Source organism: Cytophagaceae bacterium ABcell3, from assembly GCA_030913385.1.
Taxonomy (GTDB): Bacteria; Bacteroidota; Bacteroidia; order Cytophagales; family Cytophagaceae; genus ABcell3.
On sequence record CP133159.1, the window covers coordinates 1,068,554 to 1,092,958 of the forward strand.

General features: G+C 39.3%; 17 protein-coding genes, 2 tRNA genes and 1 riboswitch. Of the genes, 12 read left to right on the top strand and 7 right to left on the bottom strand.

Going from position 1 to position 24,405, the window contains the following annotated elements:
• Nucleotides 1-202: 202 nt before the first annotated feature.
• From lptC to RCC89_04565, 3 genes are read right to left on the bottom strand one after another with little or no spacing between them, the layout of a single operon-like run.
• Nucleotides 203-778: an LPS export ABC transporter periplasmic protein LptC gene (lptC, locus tag RCC89_04555; protein ID WMJ72436.1), complete on the bottom strand. Its 576-nt coding sequence runs from the start codon at nt 776-778 to the stop codon at nt 203-205.
• Nucleotides 751-2,076 (bottom strand): hypothetical protein, encoded by a 1,326-nt coding sequence (locus RCC89_04560; GenBank protein WMJ72437.1) that lies wholly within the window; start codon nt 2,074-2,076, stop codon nt 751-753. Before RCC89_04560 ends, lptC begins: the two co-directional genes overlap by 28 nt.
• Entirely contained in the window at nt 2,069-2,773 is a 705-nt protein-coding gene (locus tag RCC89_04565; protein ID WMJ72438.1) for a type III pantothenate kinase, read from the bottom strand. The genes RCC89_04560 and RCC89_04565 overlap by 8 nt, the downstream gene beginning before the upstream one ends.
• A gap of 22 nt (nt 2,774-2,795) precedes the next feature.
• On the opposite strand from RCC89_04565, the gene RCC89_04570 reads away from it, so the two are divergent.
• Entirely contained in the window at nt 2,796-3,890 is a 1,095-nt protein-coding gene (locus RCC89_04570; protein WMJ72439.1) for an anhydro-N-acetylmuramic acid kinase, read from the top strand.
• Here the strand turns inward: RCC89_04570 and plsY are convergent.
• The 4 genes from plsY to tpiA all read right to left on the bottom strand — a co-directional run bounded on the left by plsY (nt 3,871) and on the right by tpiA (nt 11,413).
• Nucleotides 3,871-4,512, bottom strand: a complete 642-nt coding sequence (plsY, locus tag RCC89_04575) for a glycerol-3-phosphate 1-O-acyltransferase PlsY (protein ID WMJ72440.1) — start codon at nt 4,510-4,512, stop codon at nt 3,871-3,873. The genes RCC89_04570 and plsY overlap by 20 nt on opposite strands.
• Nucleotides 4,513-4,602: 90 nt before the next feature.
• Entirely contained in the window at nt 4,603-9,654 is a 5,052-nt protein-coding gene (locus RCC89_04580) for a hypothetical protein (GenBank protein ID WMJ72441.1), read from the bottom strand.
• A gap of 13 nt (nt 9,655-9,667) precedes the next feature.
• On the bottom strand, nt 9,668-10,534 hold the full coding sequence (prmA, locus tag RCC89_04585) for a 50S ribosomal protein L11 methyltransferase (protein ID WMJ72442.1): 867 nt from the start codon (nt 10,532-10,534) through the stop codon (nt 9,668-9,670).
• A 126-nt stretch (nt 10,535-10,660) separates the two neighbouring features.
• Complete coding sequence (gene tpiA / locus RCC89_04590; GenBank protein ID WMJ72443.1) at nt 10,661-11,413, bottom strand: triose-phosphate isomerase; 753 nt, start codon at nt 11,411-11,413, stop codon at nt 10,661-10,663.
• Between the two features lie 174 nt (nt 11,414-11,587).
• On the opposite strand from tpiA, the gene RCC89_04595 reads away from it, so the two are divergent.
• From RCC89_04595 to RCC89_04645, 11 genes are all read left to right on the top strand, one after another.
• Complete coding sequence (locus RCC89_04595) at nt 11,588-11,767, top strand: T9SS type A sorting domain-containing protein (protein ID WMJ72444.1); 180 nt, start codon at nt 11,588-11,590, stop codon at nt 11,765-11,767.
• Nucleotides 11,768-11,886: 119 nt separating this feature from the next.
• Nucleotides 11,887-11,959 (top strand) — tRNA-Gly (locus tag RCC89_04600).
• Nucleotides 11,960-12,029: 70 nt separating this feature from the next.
• A tRNA-Leu gene (locus tag RCC89_04605) sits at nt 12,030-12,113 on the top strand.
• A gap of 199 nt (nt 12,114-12,312) precedes the next feature.
• Nucleotides 12,313-12,426: riboswitch (SAM riboswitch) on the top strand.
• Between the two features lie 162 nt (nt 12,427-12,588).
• A complete protein-coding gene (gene metX / locus RCC89_04610; GenBank protein WMJ72445.1) occupies nt 12,589-13,632 on the top strand; it encodes a homoserine O-acetyltransferase in 1,044 nt (347 codons plus the stop codon).
• A 157-nt stretch (nt 13,633-13,789) separates the two neighbouring features.
• Nucleotides 13,790-16,813, top strand: a complete 3,024-nt coding sequence (locus tag RCC89_04615; protein WMJ72446.1) for an AsmA-like C-terminal region-containing protein — start codon at nt 13,790-13,792, stop codon at nt 16,811-16,813.
• 110 nt (nt 16,814-16,923) lie between these two features.
• Entirely contained in the window at nt 16,924-18,327 is a 1,404-nt protein-coding gene (gene fumC / locus RCC89_04620) for a class II fumarate hydratase (GenBank protein WMJ72447.1), read from the top strand.
• A 309-nt stretch (nt 18,328-18,636) separates the two neighbouring features.
• Nucleotides 18,637-19,197, top strand: coding sequence for an Ezrin/radixin/moesin family protein (locus RCC89_04625; GenBank protein ID WMJ72448.1), 561 nt, complete (start codon nt 18,637-18,639; stop codon nt 19,195-19,197).
• A 95-nt stretch (nt 19,198-19,292) separates the two neighbouring features.
• Nucleotides 19,293-21,053 (top strand): single-stranded-DNA-specific exonuclease RecJ, encoded by a 1,761-nt coding sequence (recJ, locus tag RCC89_04630; protein ID WMJ72449.1) that lies wholly within the window; start codon nt 19,293-19,295, stop codon nt 21,051-21,053.
• Nucleotides 21,025-21,756, top strand: a complete 732-nt coding sequence (gene lptB, locus RCC89_04635; protein WMJ75640.1) for an LPS export ABC transporter ATP-binding protein — start codon at nt 21,025-21,027, stop codon at nt 21,754-21,756. Before recJ ends, lptB begins: the two co-directional genes overlap by 29 nt.
• A complete protein-coding gene (locus RCC89_04640) occupies nt 21,757-23,277 on the top strand; it encodes a GH3 auxin-responsive promoter family protein (protein WMJ72450.1) in 1,521 nt (506 codons plus the stop codon).
• A 122-nt stretch (nt 23,278-23,399) separates the two neighbouring features.
• Nucleotides 23,400-24,344, top strand: a complete 945-nt coding sequence (locus tag RCC89_04645) for a nitronate monooxygenase (GenBank protein WMJ72451.1) — start codon at nt 23,400-23,402, stop codon at nt 24,342-24,344.
• Nucleotides 24,345-24,405 lie beyond the last annotated feature (61 nt).

The following is a 24,405-nucleotide window of genomic DNA, read 5'->3' on the forward strand; positions in this document are numbered from 1 at the left end:
TTTTTGTGCTTCTTAACAGCTTTGACTGACTTTTTTTCGTGCTTATTTTCGTTATCTATTCTTACATAATGAAATAGTCCATAAAAAACCAGCATGAGCATAAAAATCCAATAGCTGGACGCAAAGCTGTGTATCCAGGATTGGTGAAGGCCAATTACAAGAAAAACAACAGATAAAGCAAGTAATATTGTTTCTGTTAGTCTCATTCGTCTTTTAAATAAAAATTACCCGAAGGTTTAAGAATCTTATATTTTGAAAAATCTTCATTTGATTCCAAGCCATGCCCTGTTAAGATCTCATCTTCTGTTTCAATTCGGACAAACTTGTCTGTAAAAACCTTTTTCTCTTCAGGTTTCCACTTTAGCTCTTCTGTGTTTAAGCGTTCTCCTTTCTCAAAATTCATTATGACCACATTGCCAGTTACAGTATAAAGCTTTTTTTCTTTATCATAATGACCGTAATTGGAAACGAGGTTGGAAGATTTGGTTCCTTTGTCATCAAAAAAATCCATATCTACCCCTTTGGGAAACTCGCGGTTCCCGCTTTTAAGCTCATATTGCAGAGGTGCGGTTAACATCACCCTCATTATAGTTGAGTCGGAATAAATAGTTTCTATGTCTTCCATTTCCAACACTGGCCCATCGTATGGCTGGTGTTTGACAACTTTTTCTGACTTGCAGGCTGGTAGCAAAACAGAAAGGGCTCCTGCAATTATCGCTAGCAATAATACAGGAACCTTGACATATCTTTTTAATTTATTCGTCTTCTTTTGAACCATTTATCGTTAATAAGTATTCCGGCAAATAAGTTTACATACCTTTCTCTAAGACCATCGCCTGCAAAAGTGCTTCTGTGTCCACCAACAAGGGCTAGGTTGATTTGGGACAAAGGGCGAACTTTATCTACTGGGTCAGGTCTGCCAACCGGAATAGAAGTACCTAGACTTAACGAAATGTCGTGCAGGTCAGTTCCATTGTATTCTAAGTGCCCTCTTGAATATGAAGCACCTGCGCGAATAGGGATATTACGAAGATCTCCTCTTCTGGAGGTGGTATAGTATTCTCCACCTACCGACATTTTAACCTGATCGGTCAAGATACCGTTTTGACCTGGCGCAAAAAATTCGCTCCAAGGTGTATAGGCGACATCTGCGGCCACACTCCATCGGCCCAGCTTGTCAAAGCTAATTCCACCTCTTAAAGCAGATGGGAAGTTTGCTATGCCTGTGGATGTGCCAATGATGGAATCTGAATGTATGTTCTCAAGTGGAGATCTAGTTTGCATGTGGGTCTCTGTCTGAACGTTGATAGAAGAGAAGAACTCATAAGTTACACCCATGTTAAAGTAGATACTGTCTCTTGCTTCTCCGCTTTTATATCTGATTTTTCCCCTGTAAGATAAACCTGGCTTGAACATGAACCCTCTATAGTGGTTGTTTTCTACCGTCCCGAACTTGTCCAAAATAGCTTGTGATGTTGAACCTACAAATCTTTCATGACGGATCCGTCCGAAAATATAGCTTGTCTGAAATCCTGCTGAAAAGTTTCTTGTCAGGTTAAAAGAGTTCATAAAGCTGGCCTGGTATAATCCACCGTGCCCTCTTTCGTTCAACTGCAATTCATTTGCATCTCCTTCAGATGTTGTGGAGTGAATATTGTAGTTGACGTGGCTAAAAGGGTTTAAGCTAATGGCCGTTGCCCACCTGTGTCCAATAGGAAAAAGGTAAGAAAACTGGTTGAAGTTAATGGTGTTTCCTGAAGCATCAAGCTCTGGGCTACGGTATTGATTGTTAAAATTATATAAAGACGCTTCCCACTTAGTGTACTTTGTTGACCTATCCCTCAGTAACCCTCTTCTTGTACCCAATAGAGCAGGGTTTTGAAAGTTTATATAATCTTGATGACCGTTGGCAATACCAGTACCTCCCATACCTATATTCCTTACAGGCTGGTTGTCGTGTAGTTGTCCGATACCGTCTCTGCTTATAGGAGAGTTAATGTCGAAGCGTGCCTGAGAAAAAACTGGCGAAACCAATAGGCAGGCCAGTATGGATAATAGAAAATATTTTTTAAGCATTATATTTCAGAATACTGTTCAGTCCGGATAGCAATAAATCCGGGACTGCAAAGATGGTTTCTTTTAATTTGTTTTCAAAAAAATGCGCGTCTCCTCCTGTCATTATTATCTGCACATCATGAAATTTACTATGATATTCATTAATAATTCCAGCTACTTCAAAGATTGTCCCGTTAAGGACACCGCCTGAAATGGCTTCTTCTGTAGTTTGTCCAATGAGTAACGCATTTTCATTATTAGATAACAACGGTAATCCATCCGTAAAATTATGAAGTGCCTTAAATCTCATGTTTATTCCAGGAGAAATATTTCCTCCTAAATAATTCCTGTCAGCATCAATAAAGTCGTAGGTAATACAAGTCCCTGCATCTATTACTAAAATATTACGGTTTGGGGCATACGCCAAAGCCCCGGCGACTGCCGCAATACGATCTGTGCCAAGTGTTTCAGGAGTTTTGTAATGTATTTTAAAAGGAAACTTTAATTGGTGGCTTAAGTATATATGTTGTATACTTTGCGGAAGGTTTATAGATGCTGACTTTCTTACAGAAGCACTAATTGCTTTTTTTATGTTAAACTTATTGATCAGAAACCCTATTTTTTGAATATCTTCAAACGTTTCTTTATGAAGCAGATGTCCTTCATTGAAAACACCTGCTTTTATTTTTGTATTACCAATGTCGATGGCAAGATTCATAGACCAAAACTAAAAAATGTTTATGGAAAAATATAACGTATTAGGGATTATGTCTGGAACCTCTTTGGATGGTCTGGACCTTGCGTTTTGTAGGTTCGAGAAGGAAGATGGCAAGTGGAAGTATATAGTTGAAGCCGCAGATGTTTTTGAATATACTGAAGAATGGAAAAAACGGTTAGAGGGACTTTTTCATGCATCTGCTTTAGAGTTAGCCCAGACGGATGCCGATTTTGCCAAATTTACTGCGATTTGTGTACATGATTTTATCAAAAAATATCAAGTTTCTCCTATTCTTATTTCCAGTCACGGGCATACCATTTTTCATCAGCCTGAGAATGGGTTTACCACACAAATTGGAAGTGGTGCTATAATAAGTGCGCATACAGGACTACCGGTGGTGTCAGATTTACGGTCTGTGGATGTTGCATTAGGTGGCCAAGGTGCCCCTTTAGTCCCTATAGGCGATGCATTGCTGTTTGGGGGATATGAGTATTGCCTTAATCTTGGGGGCATTGCTAATATTTCCTATGATAATAGGGCTGGTAATCGTATGGCAGGTGATATCTGCCCAATCAATTTGGTGTTGAACTTACTTGCCCAGAAGAAGGGACTAAAGTATGACGAAGGAGGCGCTATCGGAAAATCTGGGCAACGGAATGATATTTTATTGCATGACTTGAAGAATTTTGAATTTTACCAGAAGCCTTTTCCTAAATCATTGGGAAGGGAATGGGTGGAAAGCCACTTCTTGAAAAAATTATTCTCTTACAAGCTTCCCTTAGAAGATTTAGTTGCTACATGTTGTCACCATTTTGCAGAGATGATTTTCGAAACAGTAAAGGCTGGTGGGGGGAATGGCAGAGAGAAAATGTTGGTAACAGGCGGTGGAGCCTTTAACTCATTCTTGATAGATTTGATTAGAGAAAAATGTCAAGATAGTGTGGAGGTAGTTGTGCCAGATAAACTTACAGTGGCATATAAAGAAGCCGTGATATTTGCTTTTCTTGGCTTGCTGAGGGCAATGAACTTGAATAACTGTCTTAGTTCTGTAACAGGAGCCTTCACCGACAGTATCGGCGGGGCTTTATATGGTAAGTCTATTTCTTTCGGAGACTGATTTTTATTTTTGATTCGTCCCCGTTGATTAGACGTTTAATGTTTTTCTTATGGGTATATAGTACAATGCAGGTACTTGCAATGCCCAAAACAATCAACACGGGGTCATGATCGCTAAACCTTGGCATCATCATTAATACTGAAAATGTAATGGCCGCCGCAATAGAACTAAGAGAAACATATTTAGATGCGATAAATACTATAAAGAATACAGCCATGCATACCAGCGAGGCTTCTATATGTATGGCAAGTATCATCCCAAACAAAGTGGCCACCGCTTTTCCTCCTCTAAAACCTGCAAATATTGGGAAGATATGTCCAATAGCAGCAGATATTCCTAACAATAGTTGGAACAATATGAGGCTTTCTATAGAAATAGCTCCTGCTATCTTTAGAGGAATGACAAACATAGAGGCTATGTATCCTTTGATGATATCAACAAGCATTACAATAATACCTGCTTTTTTGCCCAGTACTCTGAAAGTGTTGGTAGCCCCGGCATTACCGCTGCCATAGTCTCTGACATCTATTCCATTAAATGCTTTTCCGTACCAAACAGCTGAAGGAATAGAGCCTGTAATATAGGCTGCTACCACAGCTAAAATTATATAATATAAATCCATTTTTTCAAATGCTTAGTTTTGACCGTTTAATATGTACGGCAAATTAGTCGTTAATGTTTTCAAAACCTATTAGAAAATCATTATAATGTCTTAACGTAACATGTCTCTAAGCCTTTGTTGTTCCTTTTGGAGTTGCCTACGTTCTTCCTGACTTTGTTGTGGTTTAGCTTTTCTTGGAGCAGTTTTCCATTCTTCTTCAGGAAGCCCTTTTTTTACTTTTTTCTTTTTTGGTTCTGGCAAGTCCATTTCTTTAAACTCGTACTCTGTTTTTTCAGATCTTTCTTCTTCTCCTTTTTGAACATTGGCCACTCTCTTTATTACTTTTCTTACCTCACTTAAGTCCATTTCTTCCAGTTCCATTTGTTCTAAAGCTATATATAAGGAATCCTCTTCAGTCTCCTCAGTCTCAGGTTGCATATATTTTTCTTCAAAGTCTGTCACGAACTTAGCTTTTTCCATGGCTGTTGCTTCTGTAAAGAAGAACTTCTTTCTATCTGGCAAGTCACCTTTAGACTTGCCATTGATTACGTCGTTGACTTCATGGTCTGATGTTAGAATCGCTAGCCTATTGTCGTCATAGCTGAAATAATACCAGCTATATTCTGAAGGTTCTAAATAAATACTAACAACATCGCCTCTTGGTGTTTTTTTAATTTCCATGAAGCCGTTCATTTCTTTGCTAATGTCTTCTTTGTAGAAGTTCGAAACATTGAGTTTCCCTTTGCTGTACCATGCATTATACTCAGCAGACCATTCCATGTTAACCTCTTTAAACACCAGTGCTTTCTTAAAGTCTTTAGAAACTTCTGTAAGAGATACGGGTTCGTATAGCGCCTTTTCGATATATTTGTCCGCTTTCTTCTCTCCGGCAAGAACTTTTAAGTTAAAGTCTCGCTGGTCTTGCTTCAGTTGTGCCTTTTCTGAGTCGAAATCTCCAAAACGTGAAGAGTCTACGATGGCTTTACTGCTAAATGCTAAATCAGTGCCCAAAGCCTGAGCTACTTTTTTGTGCATTTTCATATTAAAGATCATCATCGTATTGAATTTATATTTTTCTTCTTCCATTGAAGCAGAGCCATAGCCTGCTGCCGCAAGGCTAAATTTCTTCATTGGGTAAAGGAAGTTAAAGGCTCCCTCATATTTGATGGTTGAGTTGTGGTCAAAATACCTCAATACATTGTTCTTATAAAAAGACTTTTTTACCTCATCGTTAGGGACGATCCTAAACTCTCCACTGTCTGGGAATACTTCAAGGTCACCTAAGGAAACAAAAAGCTCATGGTCGTCTTCTTCTTTTTTTTGCGATATAAAAGACGTATAGAGCTCATCACTGCCTTTCTTGAGGAAAAGTCCTGAAGTAATTGGGAGGCCATTATCTGCTTTTGCACCGACTAATGATATTTTTACGGCACTCGTGTCCCCATCATTTTTATACTTTAGCCACTGGGAGTAACTTAAAGCTCCCGACAAGTTTAGCTTTACATAGCCGTCCCAGTATAATGGCTTTATTTTGGAGTACATGGTAGCCTTGCCTTTATAGAGAAGTTTGTCTGATACTTCTATAGAGTCTTCAGGCATTACCATTCCGGTGGATACTGTTTGGTGTTCTTCTTCTTTCTTTGAAGTATCGTCAAATCGGAAATCTTTAAACTCAAGCACCTGTCGTTGACCAGATGGATTTTTATAATTATATAATGCATCTCCCGCCATTTTATATCTTGAGAGTACGTCTATCCTTCCGTTATAGAGTCTATGGTATTCCTTAATAGTGTCCATGACAATTTCTGTATTGAATAGAGTTTCCATAACCGCATTTTCAAGAATGGTAACTCTATTGCTGTCAGGGTATACTTTTGCGTCGGCTACCACAATATGCGGAACACCGGTAATATTTAGCTTTAACTTTTCAATATCATATACTGCTTTAGTTGCATTAAACACCAAAGAGTCTTGTTCGGGGTTAGTTGAGTAGAAATAAGATTGGCTAATGTCTTCTTCTTCAGGTTTTTCCATCACAATGATCTGCTCATTCATGTCCCAAGTACCATTGGCAATGGAACTTTTGTATTGTGAATAAGGGAATTCATTACTTGCAAAGCCTTTAATTTCAGGGCTAAAGAAAGCTTTCTTGTCTTCAAAACTAAAGTCGAGCTTTACATTGACACAGCGTACAGCAGGTTTGGATGGGTTGTCTGATTTAATGGAGAAGTTGGCGTTTCGTGCTTCATATCGGGTTTTTTCAAAGTGAAAATTCCCGGATGCCGTTTCTGACCCTTCCATTTCAAGAACACCAGAACCGAAATTGCCTTTTTCTGTAATAATGTTTGTTCCAGTTAAAATTGCTGCTTTGTTATAAATATGAAAAGGAGCAGAGGTGTTGGTAATATGCATACTGTCCCTCTTTGCGAGCCAACGCATATCGTAAGAGCCTATATTCCATTGTGGAAAATTGACAGAGGGGTCTAGTTCAGGGTTTGTCCCTTCTTCTGTTACAGCCGATGTTCCTATTGTAAGTACCGAATCGGGGTAGAAGTGAAAGGCCTCTGAATTACAGGTGGTATTTAAATAGTGGATAATGCCGTCTCCTGTAAGACCTTTATTGTCCATTCTCAGGGTATTTAAAAACTTGCCTTTGCCTTCGTAAAGTTGATAGCCGTCTTCAGGTGCTTGGTGTACAAACCCTAGGGAGAAGTCTGGCATTACTACCAGTTTTTCGTCAAAATCAGGAAAAATACCACCAGAAGTAAAGGTACCGTCAAATGCAATGGCGTGTGGGTCGTCACTACTTAAACTGTCGACTGTAAATGGTGGAATTTTAAATTGTAGTGTGGTGTCATAGGCGCCACCGGCTATTTCGGATTTATCAAAAAACACCGATGCTCCTTTGTCTGCTTCAAATATCGGGTATTCTGGATGCTTTTTTCGGGCTGATTTGTTGTCAGGTTTATTGATGTATAGCGTTCCTGATGAATACCTAAGCTCGTTGCCCAGTACTTTGGCACCCTTGCTGGCTTCTTTATCTACAGAGCTTGCATCTACAGCAAGTTTGATCTGGTCGATATTAGGCATGTGTACCAAGAAACTGTCATAGTTAAATTGGAAATTTTCACCAACAAACTGGAAGTTTGCAGTATTGATTTTTCCGTTGAAGTTAAAGTTTCTTCCTTTTAAGATGGTAATCTCATGATTGTCAGGTACAATGTATACACTTAAGGAGTCACTTACATAAATTTTGTCAACACCTCTTACTTTCAGTTCATAAGTTTCGAGGTCCATTGTAGCATTGGATCCTGCCTCATAAAGAGAAATAAAAGTTAGGTTGTCATAATCTGATTTATCTCTTCGGGAGTGCACATAATGTGTGGCTTTGTCACGGAGTTTAATATGTCCCGTTTTGATATTATATTCAATGAAACCATATTTCATCATGGCTTTCATTGCCCCTTTTAAAGTAGTTTCATCGATTTTAAACTTATCAGCCAACTCTATTACATACATTTCATTAACATTCTTTAACTCTGCATACCCTACAATGAGCTGGAGTGGGTGAAACCGGTACATACCTTGTAGCAGTGAATACTTGTTGTACTCATAATATTCCTCAGATTCGAAAACCGCTGGAATATGGTTTTTGGCATTTAGAATGGTAAAGTCAATGTTTTTGGTATTCAGGTCCCAAATAATTGCATCCGCTGTAATGCCCATTTTGTGATACGTATCAATAAATGGCGCATTCCTAAATCCGTCAGTTTTGGTGATCCTTAAAATAGAGCTGCTTCGGTTGTACTTGAAAGCAGTACCAGGGTGTGTAATAGAGTCAGATCCTGTATAAACTGTAACTTTCGAATAATCTGCTGTAATTAAAGAGTCGCCTAGGCCGAACCTAACCGATTTGGCTTTAAACTTGGTTTCTCCGTTTTTCTTAACTTCTATAGAGGAGGTACCTTCGTCTATAGAAGAGCTGTACATGCGCTGGCCTGCAAGAGATAAACCTCCTTTGTAAACAATGTCATTGCCAAGCCCCTTGATGTTAATGTTACTGTTATAGCTTCGGAACCTTGGGTATTCCTTATCTTCATCTCTGGGAGCCTTTTTATGGACATATTCAAATACGCCTTCTACCTCTTTCTCTGTTTTGTCAGGATAAAAAAGTGTTACGCCTTCTGCTGTAAGCTTGGTTTTTTTTACATTAAAGTTGTACTCCTTAAATTCAACATAGCAGTCTTCAGGGTTATATCCTACAGACGACCAATCGAACCTTCCGCCATTGCCAACAAAAATGTTTTCGTTAAATGAAAATGTTCCATCGGTGTTGTTAATGGCCACAGTGTCATCACGCATGATAAAGACAAGGTTTACATCAGAAAACTCGATTACTGGCCCGTCAACAGTAGGTTGTGGGGGTGCAGCATATCCAACATCATATTTGTTAACTTCTTCTTGAGAATCTTCCTCTTGCGCTGGCTCATTGTCCCAGTCATCGCCCCAATCGTTACCCCATTCTTCTTCGTAATCTGTATCCCAATCGCTGAAGTAATCATCCCAGTTATCGTCGCCTGAGGAAGAATCTGTTTGTCCCCAAGGGTCTTCTTCTTCTTCCTCATCTTCTTCTCCATAGTTGGCATACGGGTCGTACTCAGGCTCAGCGTCTTTCCACTTAAAGCTAAAAGTTCCCCCTTCTACTTTTAAGCTATTATAATTACTGCTAAACAGTTTTCTTTCGCCAAGAAAAGTTCTTAATGTAGTTAGGTAAATATTTATTTGCTTATTGTCCAGCTCATCCATTGCCTTTCCGGTGACAATGAGAAAGGTGTCTATGTCGGCAGTGGCCATACCCATGGCTACTGCTCCGTTTACAGCAGAGAAAAAATCATTAAACTGAGGAAAAGTTCTGTGTCTTCTTTTGGCCATTTGTTTGGCAACTTTGACCACTTCTTTTTTATTAGAAGCACTCAATGCAGACCAAGTGGTATCGGCGAATTCTTTGCCGGTTACTGAACATTTTTCGTTATTAGAGGACTTCATTAGGGTTTTCGCCTCTTTTACAAATGCTTCAGGGTCATCCGAAAATTTGATCTGAGCATTTGCTGAAAATGAAAAAAAAGCAAATAACAGGATTAATCCAGTTAAATATTTAAACATAATCAGTAATTTTTTATTGGTTGTGATATACCACAGAACCCCAGTTGTTGTTTGAAGTATAGCTGATTTTTTTTAATCCTAAAGCAATGGCCTTATTTTCTATTTTTTCTAGGTCCTCTTCTAGGAACCCGCTCATTACCAGATGGCCATCTTTAGCCAAAAGCTTATGGTAAGCAGACATATCCTGTAAGAGGATATTGGTATTTATGTTAGCAAGAATGATATCATACGCTCTATCATGTATTTGGTTTATATTAACGTCGCCTTGATATACTCTTACATTTTCTGTGCAATTGTTTATCCTCAGGTTTTCGAAAATATTGTCATAGGCCCATTCGTCAATGTCGAAAGCTGTTGTTTCTTTTGCACCTCGTAGACATGCCATTATGGCAAGAATGCCTGTTCCCGAACCAGCATCCAGCACTTGCTTGCCTTTATGTTCCATGTTCATTTGATGCTGGAGCATCATTGATGTGGTTTCATGGTGGCCTGTGCCAAAGGCCATTCTTGGGTTCAGTAGGATACTATATTTATAGTTCTCTTCTGTTTGATGAAAAGGTGCTTTGATGATACATTGGTCGCTAATAATAACAGGGTCAAAATTTTTCTCCCACTCCTCGTTCCAGTTTTTGTTTTCGAGCTTACCGATAACGAGGTTTTGTTCGCAATTGTATTTCTTAAGCGTTTCTCGCAGAATGTCCTCGGAAAATATACCTTCCTCTATATATGCATCGAGCCCATTTTCCTGCTCAGCAAAGGAGTCAAAGCCGATTTCCTGTAATTCGGCAATGATTATTTCAACTATTTCAGGAGATAGTTTTATTTTGACTTCTAAATATTCCAATGTGTCTACAGATTTTCTGTATTTTAAAAATAGCAAATTTTCAAAATATAACAGAAATATTATTATTATGGAAATTTTCAAGAAGAAATTTTCCGGCTGTGAGTCTTTTTAATTTAGTTTTGGAGGGGATTCTGCTCACAGCCGGAAATTAGTGGGGATGTTTTAGAATGACTTTATGACATCTACAAAGTCTCTTGATTTTAAAGAAGCACCACCTATTAGGCCACCGTCTACGTCAGGGCAAGCAAAAAGCTCTTTAGCGTTGCTTGGTTTACAGCTTCCGCCATAAAGCAGACTTGTTTCTTCGGCTATTGAACCATACTTGCCTTTTAGGTGCTTGCGTATTTCTGCGTGCATTTCCTGAGCTTGTTCTGTACTTGCTGTTACACCTGTACCTATGGCCCAAATAGGTTCATAAGCGATCACAACTTTCTTGAAATCTTCAGGAGAAAGGTGGAAAAGGCTCTCAGTAAGTTGTTTGTTTACAATGGCTACATAATCTTCGTTTTCTCTTTGCTCTAAAGATTCTCCACAGCAAAATATAGGGGTAAGGCCATTTTGTAAAGCTATATTTACTTTGTCAGCAAGCTCTTGGTTGGTTTCTTTAAAATACTCTCTTCTTTCACTATGGCCCAGAATTACATATTTTACACCAGCAGATGCAAGCATTGGAGCTGATATTTCACCGGTATAAGCACCAGACTCTTTGCTATGGCAGTTTTGTGCGCCTAAAGCAACTTTGTCATTAAGAAGCTTTCCAACTGGCGCCAAATGTAAAAAAGGAGTACATATTACTATATGTGCATCATTTTTTACTTCATCATTGACCATGTTTACCAGTTCAGAGGTAAGTTTTAAGCCTTCCTCTAGGCTTTTGTTCATTTTCCAGTTTCCTGCTACTATTTTTTTTCTCATCAGTATGCGCTGTTAATGGTTAAAAAATGACTAAGGATGCAAATTTATACAATATTCCGGTTTTAGGGCAAAACTGTGTTTGCTTTTTATAAAAGAATAGAATTTGGTCCATTTTCATCAGGATGACCTAAAGGTCTATAATAATCCCCTCCAAGGACAGCGGTTTTCCGTTCAATGTCTGATACGCATATAACATTAACTGATTTAAATGGAAGGGAAGTTTATAGTACCGTAAATAAAGACAGAGTTAATGTACATGTACAGTTATCTTTGCCTAGGTTGCATGGCGGTATTTATTTATTAAAAGCAAAGAATGAATCAGGCATTATGGTTGAAAAGGTGGTTGTACAATAGTGGTCATATAATAAATGCTTGTATATCTTTTTAATAGAAATTTTTTAAAAAAAAGAAGGGTTGATATGTTGCCTTTTTAAAAGTCTTTTGTACCTTTGTGTCATCAAAACGAAAGGCATGCGGGAATAGCTCAGCTGGTAGAGCGCGACCTTGCCAAGGTCGAGGCCGCGGGTTCGAATCCCGTTTCCCGCTCAAGTAAAGAAACGTGGCTAAATGCTGCGTTTTCTTGTTTAGTTCCGAATGTACGGAAGAAAGAGTAAATGCCGGGATGGTGGAATTGGTAGACACGCAAGACTTAAAATCTTGTGTCCATTAGGACGTGCGGGTTCAAGTCCCGCTCCTGGTACTTAGAAAGCTGCGATATTCGCAGCTTTTTTTGTTTTCACAGTCTAGGTATTTGATTTAATTGCTGTGTTAACCCTTAAAAATCATTAAGTAGCACAAATTTCATGTTGCCGATAAAAACAATTACCATAGATGCTTTTTGTTTTTTCGCATATAAATGTAATTTTGCAATCCGGGTCAATTACGTATTTAATGTAATTGATTTATAAAGAAGAGGGGAGAGAATAGGCTCCGTGAACCTCTAGCAACCTATCAGCCCGGAGCAGATAAGGTGCTAACTCCTATCCCGTGGAATAAAACGGGACATATAAATTAATTGCATATATGAAGATTTTCGAAACTTTTGTGTCCTTTTTCAATTTTACCTGCTCAGGCTACTCCTGCAATTTTCTTACTTCACTGAAACTTTGTTGTTGTTGCACGCAATAAAGCATCAGCAAATTTTTACTTTCATTAATCAAAAGGGTTTTTACGCAGTGGAGAATAAGGAATTTAAATATAACGGTACATTTCAGCTTGAGAAGGGCGGTCAAATCAATGGTATTAAAATCGCCTACACTACTTTTGGAAACTTCAAACCTCAAGAGAGTAAGGTAATATGGATCTGCCATGCACTTACTGCAAACTCTGAAGCTTGTGTTTGGTGGGAAGGATTAGTGGGAAAAGGTAAACTCTTTGACCCTGACAAGTATTTCATTATTTGTGCCAATATTTTAGGTTCTTGTTATGGTACTACCGGGCCTTTGGAAATTAATAGTGATACTGGTGAACCTTGGTACTTGGATTTTCCTGAAATTACTATTCGTGATATGGTGGGCGTGCATGAAATACTTCGCACCCATTTAGGAATTGACAAGATATATACATGCATAGGTGGTTCCTTGGGAGGGCAGCAGGCTGTAGAATGGGCCATTATCAATCCTGGTCTGATCGAAAACCTCATTCTTCTTGCTACTAATGCAGTGCATTCTCCATGGGGTATAGCTTTTAATGAAGCCCAACGTATGGCTATTAAGGCTGATAATACCTGGACAGATAAGTCTCCTTTTGCTGGGATAGAAGGCTTAAAAGCGGCAAGGGCTATCGCTTTGCTTTCTTACAGAAACTATAACACCTATAAACACTCCCAGTCTGAAGACTCTGACGACAAACTTGATGACTTTAGAGCTATTTCTTACCAAAACTACCAAGGTGAAAAGCTTGTAAAGCGTTTTAGCTGCCATTCTTATTGGCACTTGTCTAAAGCTATGGACTGCCACAATGTGGGTAGAGGAAGGGGAGGCGTTGCCCAAGCGCTTTCAAAAATTAAATCAAAAACATTGGCTATTGGCATTAAGACCGATGTGCTCTTTCCTGTTTCGGAGCAAATACTTTTGGCTGACCATATTCCTGGTGCTCAATATAGCGAGATTGAATCTCTTTATGGGCATGATGGCTTCCTTATAGAGACTGTGAAAATCAGTGAAGCCATAGAAGGTTTTTTTAAGGGCAATCGCCAAGTGAACTCTTCCATATCTTAATAGCAACTAGGACTTTTCCTTACTTCTTTTTGTTATAACAGTATACCTTCAAACGGGTTTTAAGGTAATGAGGATGAACCTCTATTTCACTTGTGCGTTTAAGCATCAGGTTTACATTACTACCTTTATTCCAAACAGATTTTAACGGTTACATTTAATGAAAAAAGGGTTGAAAATTCTAGGAGGTGCTATACTGCTCTTCCTGTTGGTACTGCTTCTGATACCAGTTTTTTTTAAAGATCAGATCAAAGCTAAAGTGGACGCAGAGTTGGCAAAGACCATCAATGCCGAAGTGAATTTTGAAACAAAAAACTTTCACTTGTCTCTGATCCGTAACTTTCCAAACTTATCTATTGGTATTAATGACTTTTCTTTGGTTGGAAAGGCTGAGGCTTTTAACGGTGACACTTTGTTTAGTGTGGGCTCTATGAGATTTACTGCGGATGTACTATCTTTTTTCCGAGGCAATCAGATTCGGATAGTAAAAGTATCTTTAGACAATCCTTATATATTAACCAAGTTTACTGAAGATGGAAAGTCCAGCTGGGATATTATGATCAGGGATGAAACACAAGTAGAAGAGGAAGGTGAAAGTGAAGGTGAAGCTTCAGAGTTTTCTTTTGGTATAGATAAATGGGAGATAAAGAATGCCCACATTGTTTATGAAGATGCCGCTATGCCGGTATTTGCTGAACTAAGGGGAATGAACCATACAGGTAGTGGTGATTTTACACAAGATATTTTTGATCTTACTACCTCTACTTTTATTCCTCGCGTTAAGGTGGAATATGATGGGACTACCGTCATGGATGAGTATGCTGTTTCGGCAGACGTGGCTCTTCATATGAACATGCTGACCTCTGAGTACCGTTTCCTAGATAACCAGTTCGCTATTAATAACTTTAAATTTGGTTTTGACGGAATGATATCCATGCTTGGGGATGATGTTCAAATGGACATTGTTTTTAATGCCGCAGAAACTGATTTTAAGGACTTGATCTCTATGATACCAGCGGCTTATCTTAAAGATTATGAAGGTTTGGAAGCTCAAGGTACTTTTGCTTTTGATGGATATGCAAAAGGAGTATACAATGACAGTATTATGCCTGCTTTTGGCCTTTTATTAAAAGTAGATGAAGCAATGGTTAAGTATCCAGATTTACCTACTGCTGTTTCTAATATCAATTTAGATATGCATGTTGAGAATAAAGATGGCATTATCAACCATACTGTCCTTGATATCCGCAAGCTTCAGATGAATTTAGGAGGCAACCCTGTCGAGGGTCGGCTTTTAGTGGATGGTTTTGGTCCTTATAATATAGATGCGGATATCTCTGCCAATGTTGACCTTTCAGAAATAACGCAACTATACCCTTTGGATGGGACTGATCTGAAAGGGCTTTTTGAAATGAATGTAAAAGCAAAAGGAACCTATAGTGAAACACAATGGCCTGTGGTTGACGCATATATGGAGCTAAAAGATGGATATGTGAAAAATGCTGATGTGCCTGCGCCATTAGAGGCGCTTAATATGAGTGCTAGCCTTTCAAATAAGGACGGGTCTTTGGCTTCTACTGTATTTAACCTTGAGCGTTTTAACATGCTTTTTCAAAATGAACCTTTTGAGGCGAAAGCATTGGTCAGGAATTTAGAGAACCCGGATTACGATGTGGCTTTTAAGGGAATTTTGGACCTGAAAAAGCTGACTGATTTATATCCTTTGAAAGATATGTCATTAGCAGGTAGGGTCAAAGCTAATATCCATACAAAAGGCAATATGGCTTCTATTGAAGCCGGTAAATACGAGCAGACCTCTACTCGGGGTGAGATGCAGGTAGAAAACTTGGTTTATAGCAGTGTTGCGTTACCTCAAGGTGTGAAACTGTCCAATGCCGTGTTCAAGCTAACCCCTGAGAAAATGGAAATAGCGGAAATGCAAGGCTATGTGGGGGAGAGTGATATAGATGTTAGCGGGTTCTTTGCGAACTATATGGGGTATATGTTTTCTGATCAGGTGCTGAAAGGTAATATGGTTTTTAAGTCTAATAAGTTTGATACGAATGAATGGCTATCTGAAGAAGGAGAAGGCGGTTCAGAGGAAGGTGCCGACACTAAAGCTGGTGATGAGGCACCATTTGAAGTGCCTAAAAACATAGACTTTGTTCTGAATACCTCTATTCATGAAGTGCTATATGATAATATGGTGTTGGCTGACCTAGGCGGGAACATAGTAGTCCGTGATGGTATAATGAAAATGGATAAGCTTAGGTTTAATAGCCTGGGTGGATCATTTCTCGCTAATGGAGTTTATAATACCCAAGATTTGCAGGCCCCGAAGTTTGACATGGATATGGAGTTAAAAGGTGTTCATATTAAAGAAGCGTATCAGACATTTAATACCATGCAAGCATTAGCTCCTGTAGCAGAAAATATGGATGGTGCGTTTTCCACTAATCTTAAAATGGCTGGTGTGCTGGGCAATGATATGAGCCCGGTAATGGAAACTGTAAATGGATCAGGATCCATGAAAATTGTGGATGCCAGTCTGAAAGGGAATAAAGTTATGGGTGGTATTGCTAAGCTTACAAAGGTAGAAGGGCTTGATCCGCTAGTTTTAAAAGATGTATCGCTAAGTTTTAAAATAGTAGATGGAAATTTGGAGGTCAACCCTTTTGACCTGAATGCCGGAAAGATAAAAATGAATATTGGTGGTAAACAGTCTTTGGATGGCGCTCTTGACTATATGGTCAAAATGGATATTCCTGCTGGTAATGTAGGTGCTGCGGTAAATAATGCGATGTCAAAAATTACTGGAAAGGCTACGGATGGTTCGCAGGATATTAAATTAGACTTAGGAATTAGTGGTGATTTTTCAGATCCTAAAGTGAACTTGCTTAGTAGTAGTGTTAAAGAGCAAGTGAAAGATAATGTGAAGAAAGAAGCAGAAAGAAGAGTGAGGGAACAAATAGACAATAGCCGTGAAGCACAGCGGTTAAAAGAAGAAAAGGAGCGTTTAGATGCGGAGAGGGAAAGACTGAGGCAAGAAGCTGCTGATAGGAAAAAAGCCGAGGAGGAAAGGCTTAGGAAAGAGGCCGAAGAGCGAAGGAAAGCGGAAGAGGAACGGTTGCGGGACAAGGTTAAGGATCGAATTCCTGATGGACTCAAGAAACCTAGGTTTTAGTTGATTTATATCATAAAAGAGACAGTTTTTTAGCTGTCTTTTTTGTTTTATAAAATTAGGGTTTAATTTTAGTGCAGATAAGTATTTTTACCTATAAACCTAAAAAAGTTATGTCATTCAGAACAGAGAAGGATACTATGGGGTCGGTGCAGGTTCCGGCAGACAAATACTGGGGAGCGCAAACTCAGAGGTCAAGACAAAACTTTACCATTGGGGGGCAGGTAATGCCAATCGAAGTTATTCGTGCTTTTGCAATATTAAAAAAAGCTGCAGCGCATACCAACTCAGCCCTTGGTGTGATGCCCGCTGACAGAAAAGATGTGATAAGCCAGGTATGTGATGAGATATTAGAGGGTAAGTTGGATGATCAATTTCCCTTGGTTGTTTGGCAGACAGGTTCTGGTACGCAATCCAACATGAATGTTAACGAAGTAGTAGCTAACAGAGCCCATGTTATTTTGGGAGGAAGCCTGGAAGATGAGAAGAAAAAAGTTCACCCGAATGATGATGTGAATAAATCACAATCTTCAAATGATACTTTTCCGACAGCTATGCACATAGCTGCCTATACTTTTATTGTAGAGCAAACTATACCAAAAGTTGAGCTGTTAAGAAATACCTTAGCTGAGAAAGCGGAAAAATTTCAAGAAGTTGTAAAAATTGGTCGTACGCATTTTATGGATGCTACCCCGCTTACATTAGGACATGAGTTTTCTGGTTATGTATCTCAGCTAGACCACGGCCTTAAAGCATTAAAATATACTTTTGACCACCTTTCTGAGCTAGCGCTAGGAGGAACGGCTGTTGGTACAGGGCTTAATACGCCTGAAGGTTATGCAGAAATGGTCGCTGAGAAAATAGCTGAATTTTCTGGACACCCGTTCAAGTCTGCTGAAAATAAATTTGAAGCGCTTGCTGCACACGATGCAATAGTTTCTGTATCAGGTGCGTTAAAGCAATTGGCTGTAAGTTTGATGAAAATAGGCAATGACATCAGAATGCTGGCTTCTGGTCCTCGTTGTGGTATTGGCGAAATTCTTATTCCTGAAAATGAGCCTGGTTCGTCTATTATGCCTGGAAAAGTAAACCCAACCCAGTGTGAAGCATTAACTATGGCGTGTGCGCAAGTGATAGGAAATGACGTGGCGGTAAGTGTAGGTGGAATGAACGGTCATTTTGAGCTTAATGTTTTTAAACCGGTCATGATATATAATGTGCTGATGTCTGCTCGTTTAATTGGTGATGCTTGTGAGTCCTTTAACAATAACTGCGCTGTAGGTATAGAGCCAAACCATGGGGAAATTAAAAAGAACCTTGAAAATTCTTTGATGTTGGTAACGGCACTTAACCCTCATATTGGCTATGAAAATGCAGCTAAAATTGCTAAGAAAGCACATAAGGAAGGTACTACATTGAGAGAGGCTGCTGTGGAGCTAGGGTTGTTGACCGATGAGCAGTTTACCGAATGGGTAAATCCGATGAATATGATTGGTAGCCTTCAGAAGTCTAAATAGGGCGCGCTGAAAAACGCCCAAAATATTGATCTGTATATATTTGTATAATAATAGGAGGTATAGGTGCATGGGTTTTTCGGTTATTTCTGATTTTTCCGTGCACAGTAAGTTAAGAAGCTTTTAGCCCAATATTTTTTTGGGCTAGCCACAAGCGCACAATCTACTTTATGACCTTACATTCGAAGTATTCCAATACGTCTTCATGTAAGGCCATGCGTATCTTGCACACTTGTGACTTTTTCAGCAGGCCCTAAATAATTTTATTTTAGTTTCTGAAAATGACTATATTGGTATTTTAATTTTATTAATATGAAAAAGATATTCTTTTCCGGCTTCTTTTTGCTGTTGTTTCTTGCAGGAAATATTTCTGCCCAAAGTTTGGATGATAAAGAGTGGGCTAAAAAGCTGAAATCTATGAAACCTAACGAGCTTAGGGAACTGGTGGAAAAAAACGAAGAGTTGGAAAGCAAGGTTCGTAAGCTGGAGTCTGAAAATAAGTCTCAAGATGCAGAGCTCGCCCGCTTGAAAAAAGAACTGGAAGACTATAGTGCCGGTTCAGCACCTTCTAAGACTGTTAGCAACCCATCAGGTAGTAATGTACCGGTTATTGAGGGTTTGATATATAAGGTTCAGATCGGTGCATTCAAAAATAAAAACCTAAGCAAGTACTTAGACAACCATAAAAACTTTAGTGGAGACATTGATAAGGATGGTACAAGAAAGTATACCTTGGGACACTTTGAAGATTATTGGGAGGCCGATAGGTTTAAGAAGTACCTTCGTGAAATGGGCGTCAAAGATGCATGGGTTGTTCCTTATAAAGATGGAAACAGAATATCTATGAAAGACGCACTTGAAGGTAATCTTTAATGTGTTTTTTCGTGAAGTATAAAAAAGAGCCTTTCCTTACGTGAAAGGCTTTTTTGCTTGTTGTCTTACAATAGATTTTTATTTATTTTGGGGTAATGGAAAAGCGGTGGGTAATACGGAAAAGGCCAGGTTCAGAAATCTTAAATAAGCTTTCTTCTGAAATCAATGTTAATGCAGACTTGGCGGCCCTTTTGGTGCAAAGAGAGGTATATAATTATTCAGAAGCTAGGGCTTTTTTTAGGCCTTCCATGAGTGAATTGCATGATCCTTTTTTAATGAAGGATATGGATAAAGCCGTAGATAGGCTCTGCCAAGCAATAGCTAAGGGAGAAAAAGTGCTTGTTTTTGGCGACTATGATGTTGATGGAACCACTGCCGTTGCAACTTTTTTCGATTTTTTTAGTAGAATTCACTCCCACACATTATTTTATATTCCTGACCGGTACAAAGAAGGTTATGGAATCTCAAAAAAAGGGATAGACTTTGCCGCAGACGAGGGGGTAACATTGGTAGTAAGTCTAGACTGTGGAATCAAAAGCGTCGATTTAGTAAAATATGCCGCGACAAAGAATATAGATTTTATTATCTGTGACCACCATCAACCAGGTGAGCAATTGCCTGAGGCTGTTGCCGTGCTAGACCCAAAGCGCTCCGATTGCCCATACCCTTATAAAGAACTCTCAGGGTGTGGTGTTGGATTTAAGCTGATGCAGGCTATTAGTATTCAGGGGAGCCTACAAGAAAATATAGACCTGCAAAATTACCTTGATTTGGTAGCAGTGAGTATTGCTTCTGATATTGTACCGATAACAGGCGAAAATAGGATTTTAGCTTTTTTTGGTCTTCAGGTGTTAAACACTTGTCCTCGCCCTGGATTGCAGGCATTGTTAGAGGTTGCAGGTCTTGATAGGCGGGAAATAGATATAACAGATGTTGTTTTTGGCATAGGACCAAGAATCAATGCTGCGGGCAGGATTGCTCACGCAAAGGCTGCGGTAGAGCTTATGTTGTGTAGCAGTAAGGAAGAAGCGGCTGATTTTGCTCGCAATATTAACAAGAACAACACTACCCGGAGAGATGTAGATGCAAGTATTACCAGCCAGGCTCTTGAAATGATAGAAGGTAATGAGCAGTTTGTCAGTGCTTGTTCAACTGTTTTGTATAAAGAAGACTGGCACAAAGGGGTAATTGGTATTGTGGCCTCTCGGTGTATAGAAAAGTATTATCGGCCTACTGTTATATTTACGAAATCTGGAGAAGTGGCTGCAGGCTCTGCACGGTCTGTTGTAGGTTTTGATTTATATGATGCCTTAGAGAAATGTTCAGACCTCCTTATTCAATTTGGTGGGCACATGTATGCAGCGGGAATGACTATAGAACCTGATAAAATAGCTGCTTTCAGAGAAAAGTTTGAACAAGTTGTTTCTGAATCTATTACTAAAGAACAACTGGTTCCGCAGGTAGATATTGATCTCGAAATAGGACTAAACAGAGTTACAGAAAAGTTTTACAATATAATTAGGCAAATGGGGCCTTTTGGGCCTGGCAATATGCAGCCTGTTTTTATATCGCGAAATGTTGTAGATTGTGGAGGCGCAAGGCTTTTAAAAGATCAGCATATAAAACTGTCGGTCATGCAGGAAGATTCTGATGTTTTTGATGCTATTGGCTTTGGAATGCCTGAGTTTTACGAAAGAATAAAAAATGGCGAGATGTTTGATATCTGTTATTGTGTTAGTGAAAATAACTATAATGGTCGCAAGTCATTGCAGCTTATGATCAAGGATATCAAATTTGGAAACGAAAAATCAAGCGTATATGAAGCGACTGGTATTAAGGGCAGAGCATTTAATTAAAAAATATAAATCTCGGACTGTTGTAAACAATGTCTCCGTAGAAGTGCAACAAGGTGAAATTGTGGGTTTGTTGGGTCCTAATGGTGCTGGAAAAACTACTTCTTTTTACATGATTGTTGGACTTATCAGACCTAATGAGGGTAAGATTTTTTTGGACAATCAGGAGATTACGGACTTGCCTATGTATAAAAGGGCTAAAAAGGGTGTTGGTTATTTGGCGCAAGAGGCTTCAGTTTTTCGTAAGCTTTCTGTTGAAGAGAATATCATGGCTGTACTTGAAATGACGAATAAGTCCCGACAAGAACAGAAAGAGAAAACCGAAGAGCTTTTAGAGGAATTTAGCCTTACACATGTTCGGAAAAATTTGGGTATGGTCTTGTCGGGAGGGGAGCGGCGTCGGACGGAAATTGCTCGTGCACTGGCCACAGACCCAAAGTTTGTACTACTGGATGAGCCATTTGCAGGGGTTGACCCTATTGCGGTAGAGGAAATACAAACTATTGTTGCCAAACTAAAAAATAAAAACATTGGAATCCTTATTACTGACCACAATGTGAACGAGACGCTGTCGATTACCGATAGGGCTTACCTCCTTTTTGAAGGTAAAATCTTGAAGTCAGGAACAGCCGAAGAGCTTGCTGCAGACGAGCAAGTGCGCAGAGTTTATTTAGGAAAACATTTTGAACTGAAACGAAAAATCTGAGTGGGCCTTCTTAATTCCATAATCTCCAGTACGCTTAAAAAAAGAATATCTTCTATAGAATCCTTGTTGGAAAATCCTATAGAAGTACAGCGCAATGTTTTTAGAAACCTTGTAAAAACAGCTGCCACTACCGAGTGGGGCAAGAAATATGATTATAAGAACATTGCTACCGTAAAAGAGTTTTCGAACAAGGTTCCCGTTTCGTCTTATGAAGATTTGTTCCCATACATCGAGCGTGTGATGAAAGGGGAACAAAATATTCTTTGGCCATCTCCTGTCAAATGGTTTGCCAAATCTTCAGGTACTACTAATGCCAAAAGCAAATTTATACCTGTTTCTAAAGAATCTCTTGAAGAGTGCCACTATAAAGGAGGTAAGGACTTATGTGCGATTTACCTAAACAATAATCCTTCTTCCCAAATGTTTGGAGGAAAAAGCTTGGCTGTGGGAGGGGCTTTGCATAAAAACTTCGGATATAAGGACACTTATTTCGGAGATATCTCGGCAGTCATAATGGCCAACCTTCCTGTGTGGGCGCAAGCTGTGCGCACTCCTGGCCTTAAAGTAGCATTGATGCAGGAGTGGGAAGAAAAAATTCAGAAAATAGCTCAAATTACTTCAGGGAAAGATGTTACAAATATTTCTGGTGTGCCTACCTGGACAATGGTGCTACTCGAAAAAATTCTACAATTGAAAGGTAAGGACAATATGCATGAAGTGTGGCCTTCTATGGAGGTCTTCTTCCATGGTGCTGTCGCTTTTCATCCTTATAGAGATATTTTTAATAAATTTTTTCCGGAAGGCATTCATTACGTTGAAACTTACAATGCGTCTGAGGGCTTTTTTGGCATTCAAGACAGGCTTAAAAGTGACGATATGTTGCTAATGCTTGACTATGGCATATTTTACGAATTTATCCCACTCGACCAACTTGACTCTGACGATCCAGATGTCTTGACCATAGAGGAGGTAGAATTGGATAAAAACTACGCCATGGTAATTTCTACTAATGCGGGCTTGTGGAGGTATAAAATTGGCGATACTGTTAAGTTTACTTCTTTAAAGCCTTTTAGAATAAAGATTAGTGGTAGGACAAAGCATTTTATCAATGCATTCGGCGAGGAGGTGATTATTGAGAATGCAGAAACAGCTATTGCCAAAGCTTGTTCGGCGACTTCGGCTACTATACGCAATTTTACAGCAGGCCCTGTAGTGCTTGCAGAGAAAAGGCAAGGCAGGCATGAGTGGATCGTCGAATTTTCTACTTGCCCTAATAGTCCTGATATGTTTTCTCAGGTGTTGGATGAGACACTTAAAGAGGTGAATTCTGATTATGAAGCCAAAAGATATAAAGATATGGCGCTTCAGCCACCAGTTATCCATCATGTGCCGGAAGGTACTTTCTATAACTGGATGAAGAAAAGGGGCAAGCTTGGCGGACAAAACAAGGTGCCAAGGTTGGCAAATAACCGTGAGTATATTGATGATATTCTAACTTCTTTGGAGAAGAAAGAAATTTGAATTTCCCTGTAATCGTATTCTTATTTGATCTTTGCCCTTCTTGTCTTTTTCTTTTTTATAGCTTGCAAAGCTTATTGTACGGCCTTGTATTTTTGGACACTATAAATGCATTATTTTAGGTTATGGATAACAGAATATGTTCTCTTTTCAAAATTAAGTTTCCGATCATTCAGGCCGGAATGGTTTGGTGTAGTGGATGGGAGTTGGCTTCGGCTGTTAGTAAGGCGGGAGGCTTAGGGTTAATCGGAGCAGGCTCTATGTATCCTGAGGTGCTGAGGCAACATATAAGAAAATGTAAAGGTGCCTTGGGAGATACACCTTTTGGTGTTAATGTACCTCTGATATATCCAGATATTGAAAAGCACATGGAGGTTATAGCTGACGAAGGCGTGGGTATTGTGTTTACCTCTGCAGGAAACCCAAAAGCATGGACAGGGAAGTTGAAAAGCCAAGGGTGTAAAGTTGTTCATGTGGTTTCAAGTAAAAAGTTTGCTCTAAAAGCATGTGAAGCTGGTGTAGACGCTGTAGTAGGAGAGGGATTTGAAGCTGGTGGGCATAATGGCCGGGAAGAAACGACGACTTTTTGTTTGATTCCCATGCTAAGAGAGGCAATAGATGTACCACTTATTGCAGCAGGAGGTATTGGCACTGGCAGGGGCATGATGGGTGCTATGGCCCTAGGTGCTGATGGTGTGCAAATTGGTAGTAGGCTTGCTGCTAGTTTGGAGTCTTCAGCGCATGATAAGTTTAAGAATAAGGTAGTAGAGCTTGCGGAAGGAGGTACGGCATTGTCTTTAAAACCTATTACCCCGGTAAGGTTAATAAAAAATAGGTTTTGGGAATCTGTTAATGAGGCTGAACAAAGGGGGGCTGGTGTAGAAGAACTTAGAATGCTTTTAGGAAAAGGTCGTGCTAAAAAAGGTATTTTTGAAGGTGATTTGGATGAAGGTGAACTAGAAATTGGGCAGATTGCTGCTGCAATTAACGATATTAAACCTGCTGGAGAAATTGTCTCTGAAATTTGGCAAGAATATCAGTCTTTGCGTAACCAATTTTGTGGCTTATAGCAGGGCGAAAGAGGCCATATAGGTTCGGGAAAAGTTTAATAAAAAAAGAGTAGCTTTAACT

What these genes read in the sequence shown, in the direction of transcription:
- RCC89_04595 (WMJ72444.1), top strand. Translation starts at nt 11,588, where the DNA reads ATGTCTGATACGCATATAACATTAACTGATTTAAATGGAAGGGAAGTT.
- fumC (WMJ72447.1), top strand. Translation starts at nt 16,924, where the DNA reads ATGTCATTCAGAACAGAGAAGGATACTATGGGGTCGGTGCAGGTTCCG.
- RCC89_04560 (WMJ72437.1), bottom strand. Translation starts at nt 2,076, where the DNA reads ATGCTTAAAAAATATTTTCTATTATCCATACTGGCCTGCCTATTGGTT.
- lptC (WMJ72436.1), bottom strand. Translation starts at nt 778, where the DNA reads ATGGTTCAAAAGAAGACGAATAAATTAAAAAGATATGTCAAGGTTCCT.
- RCC89_04615 (WMJ72446.1), top strand. Translation starts at nt 13,790, where the DNA reads ATGAAAAAAGGGTTGAAAATTCTAGGAGGTGCTATACTGCTCTTCCTG.
- RCC89_04625 (WMJ72448.1), top strand. Translation starts at nt 18,637, where the DNA reads ATGAAAAAGATATTCTTTTCCGGCTTCTTTTTGCTGTTGTTTCTTGCA.
- RCC89_04645 (WMJ72451.1), top strand. Translation starts at nt 23,400, where the DNA reads ATGGATAACAGAATATGTTCTCTTTTCAAAATTAAGTTTCCGATCATT.
- RCC89_04580 (WMJ72441.1), bottom strand. Translation starts at nt 9,654, where the DNA reads ATGTTTAAATATTTAACTGGATTAATCCTGTTATTTGCTTTTTTTTCA.
- recJ (WMJ72449.1), top strand. Translation starts at nt 19,293, where the DNA reads ATGGAAAAGCGGTGGGTAATACGGAAAAGGCCAGGTTCAGAAATCTTA.
- plsY (WMJ72440.1), bottom strand. Translation starts at nt 4,512, where the DNA reads ATGGATTTATATTATATAATTTTAGCTGTGGTAGCAGCCTATATTACA.
- RCC89_04570 (WMJ72439.1), top strand. Translation starts at nt 2,796, where the DNA reads ATGGAAAAATATAACGTATTAGGGATTATGTCTGGAACCTCTTTGGAT.
- RCC89_04565 (WMJ72438.1), bottom strand. Translation starts at nt 2,773, where the DNA reads ATGAATCTTGCCATCGACATTGGTAATACAAAAATAAAAGCAGGTGTT.
- tpiA (WMJ72443.1), bottom strand. Translation starts at nt 11,413, where the DNA reads ATGAGAAAAAAAATAGTAGCAGGAAACTGGAAAATGAACAAAAGCCTA.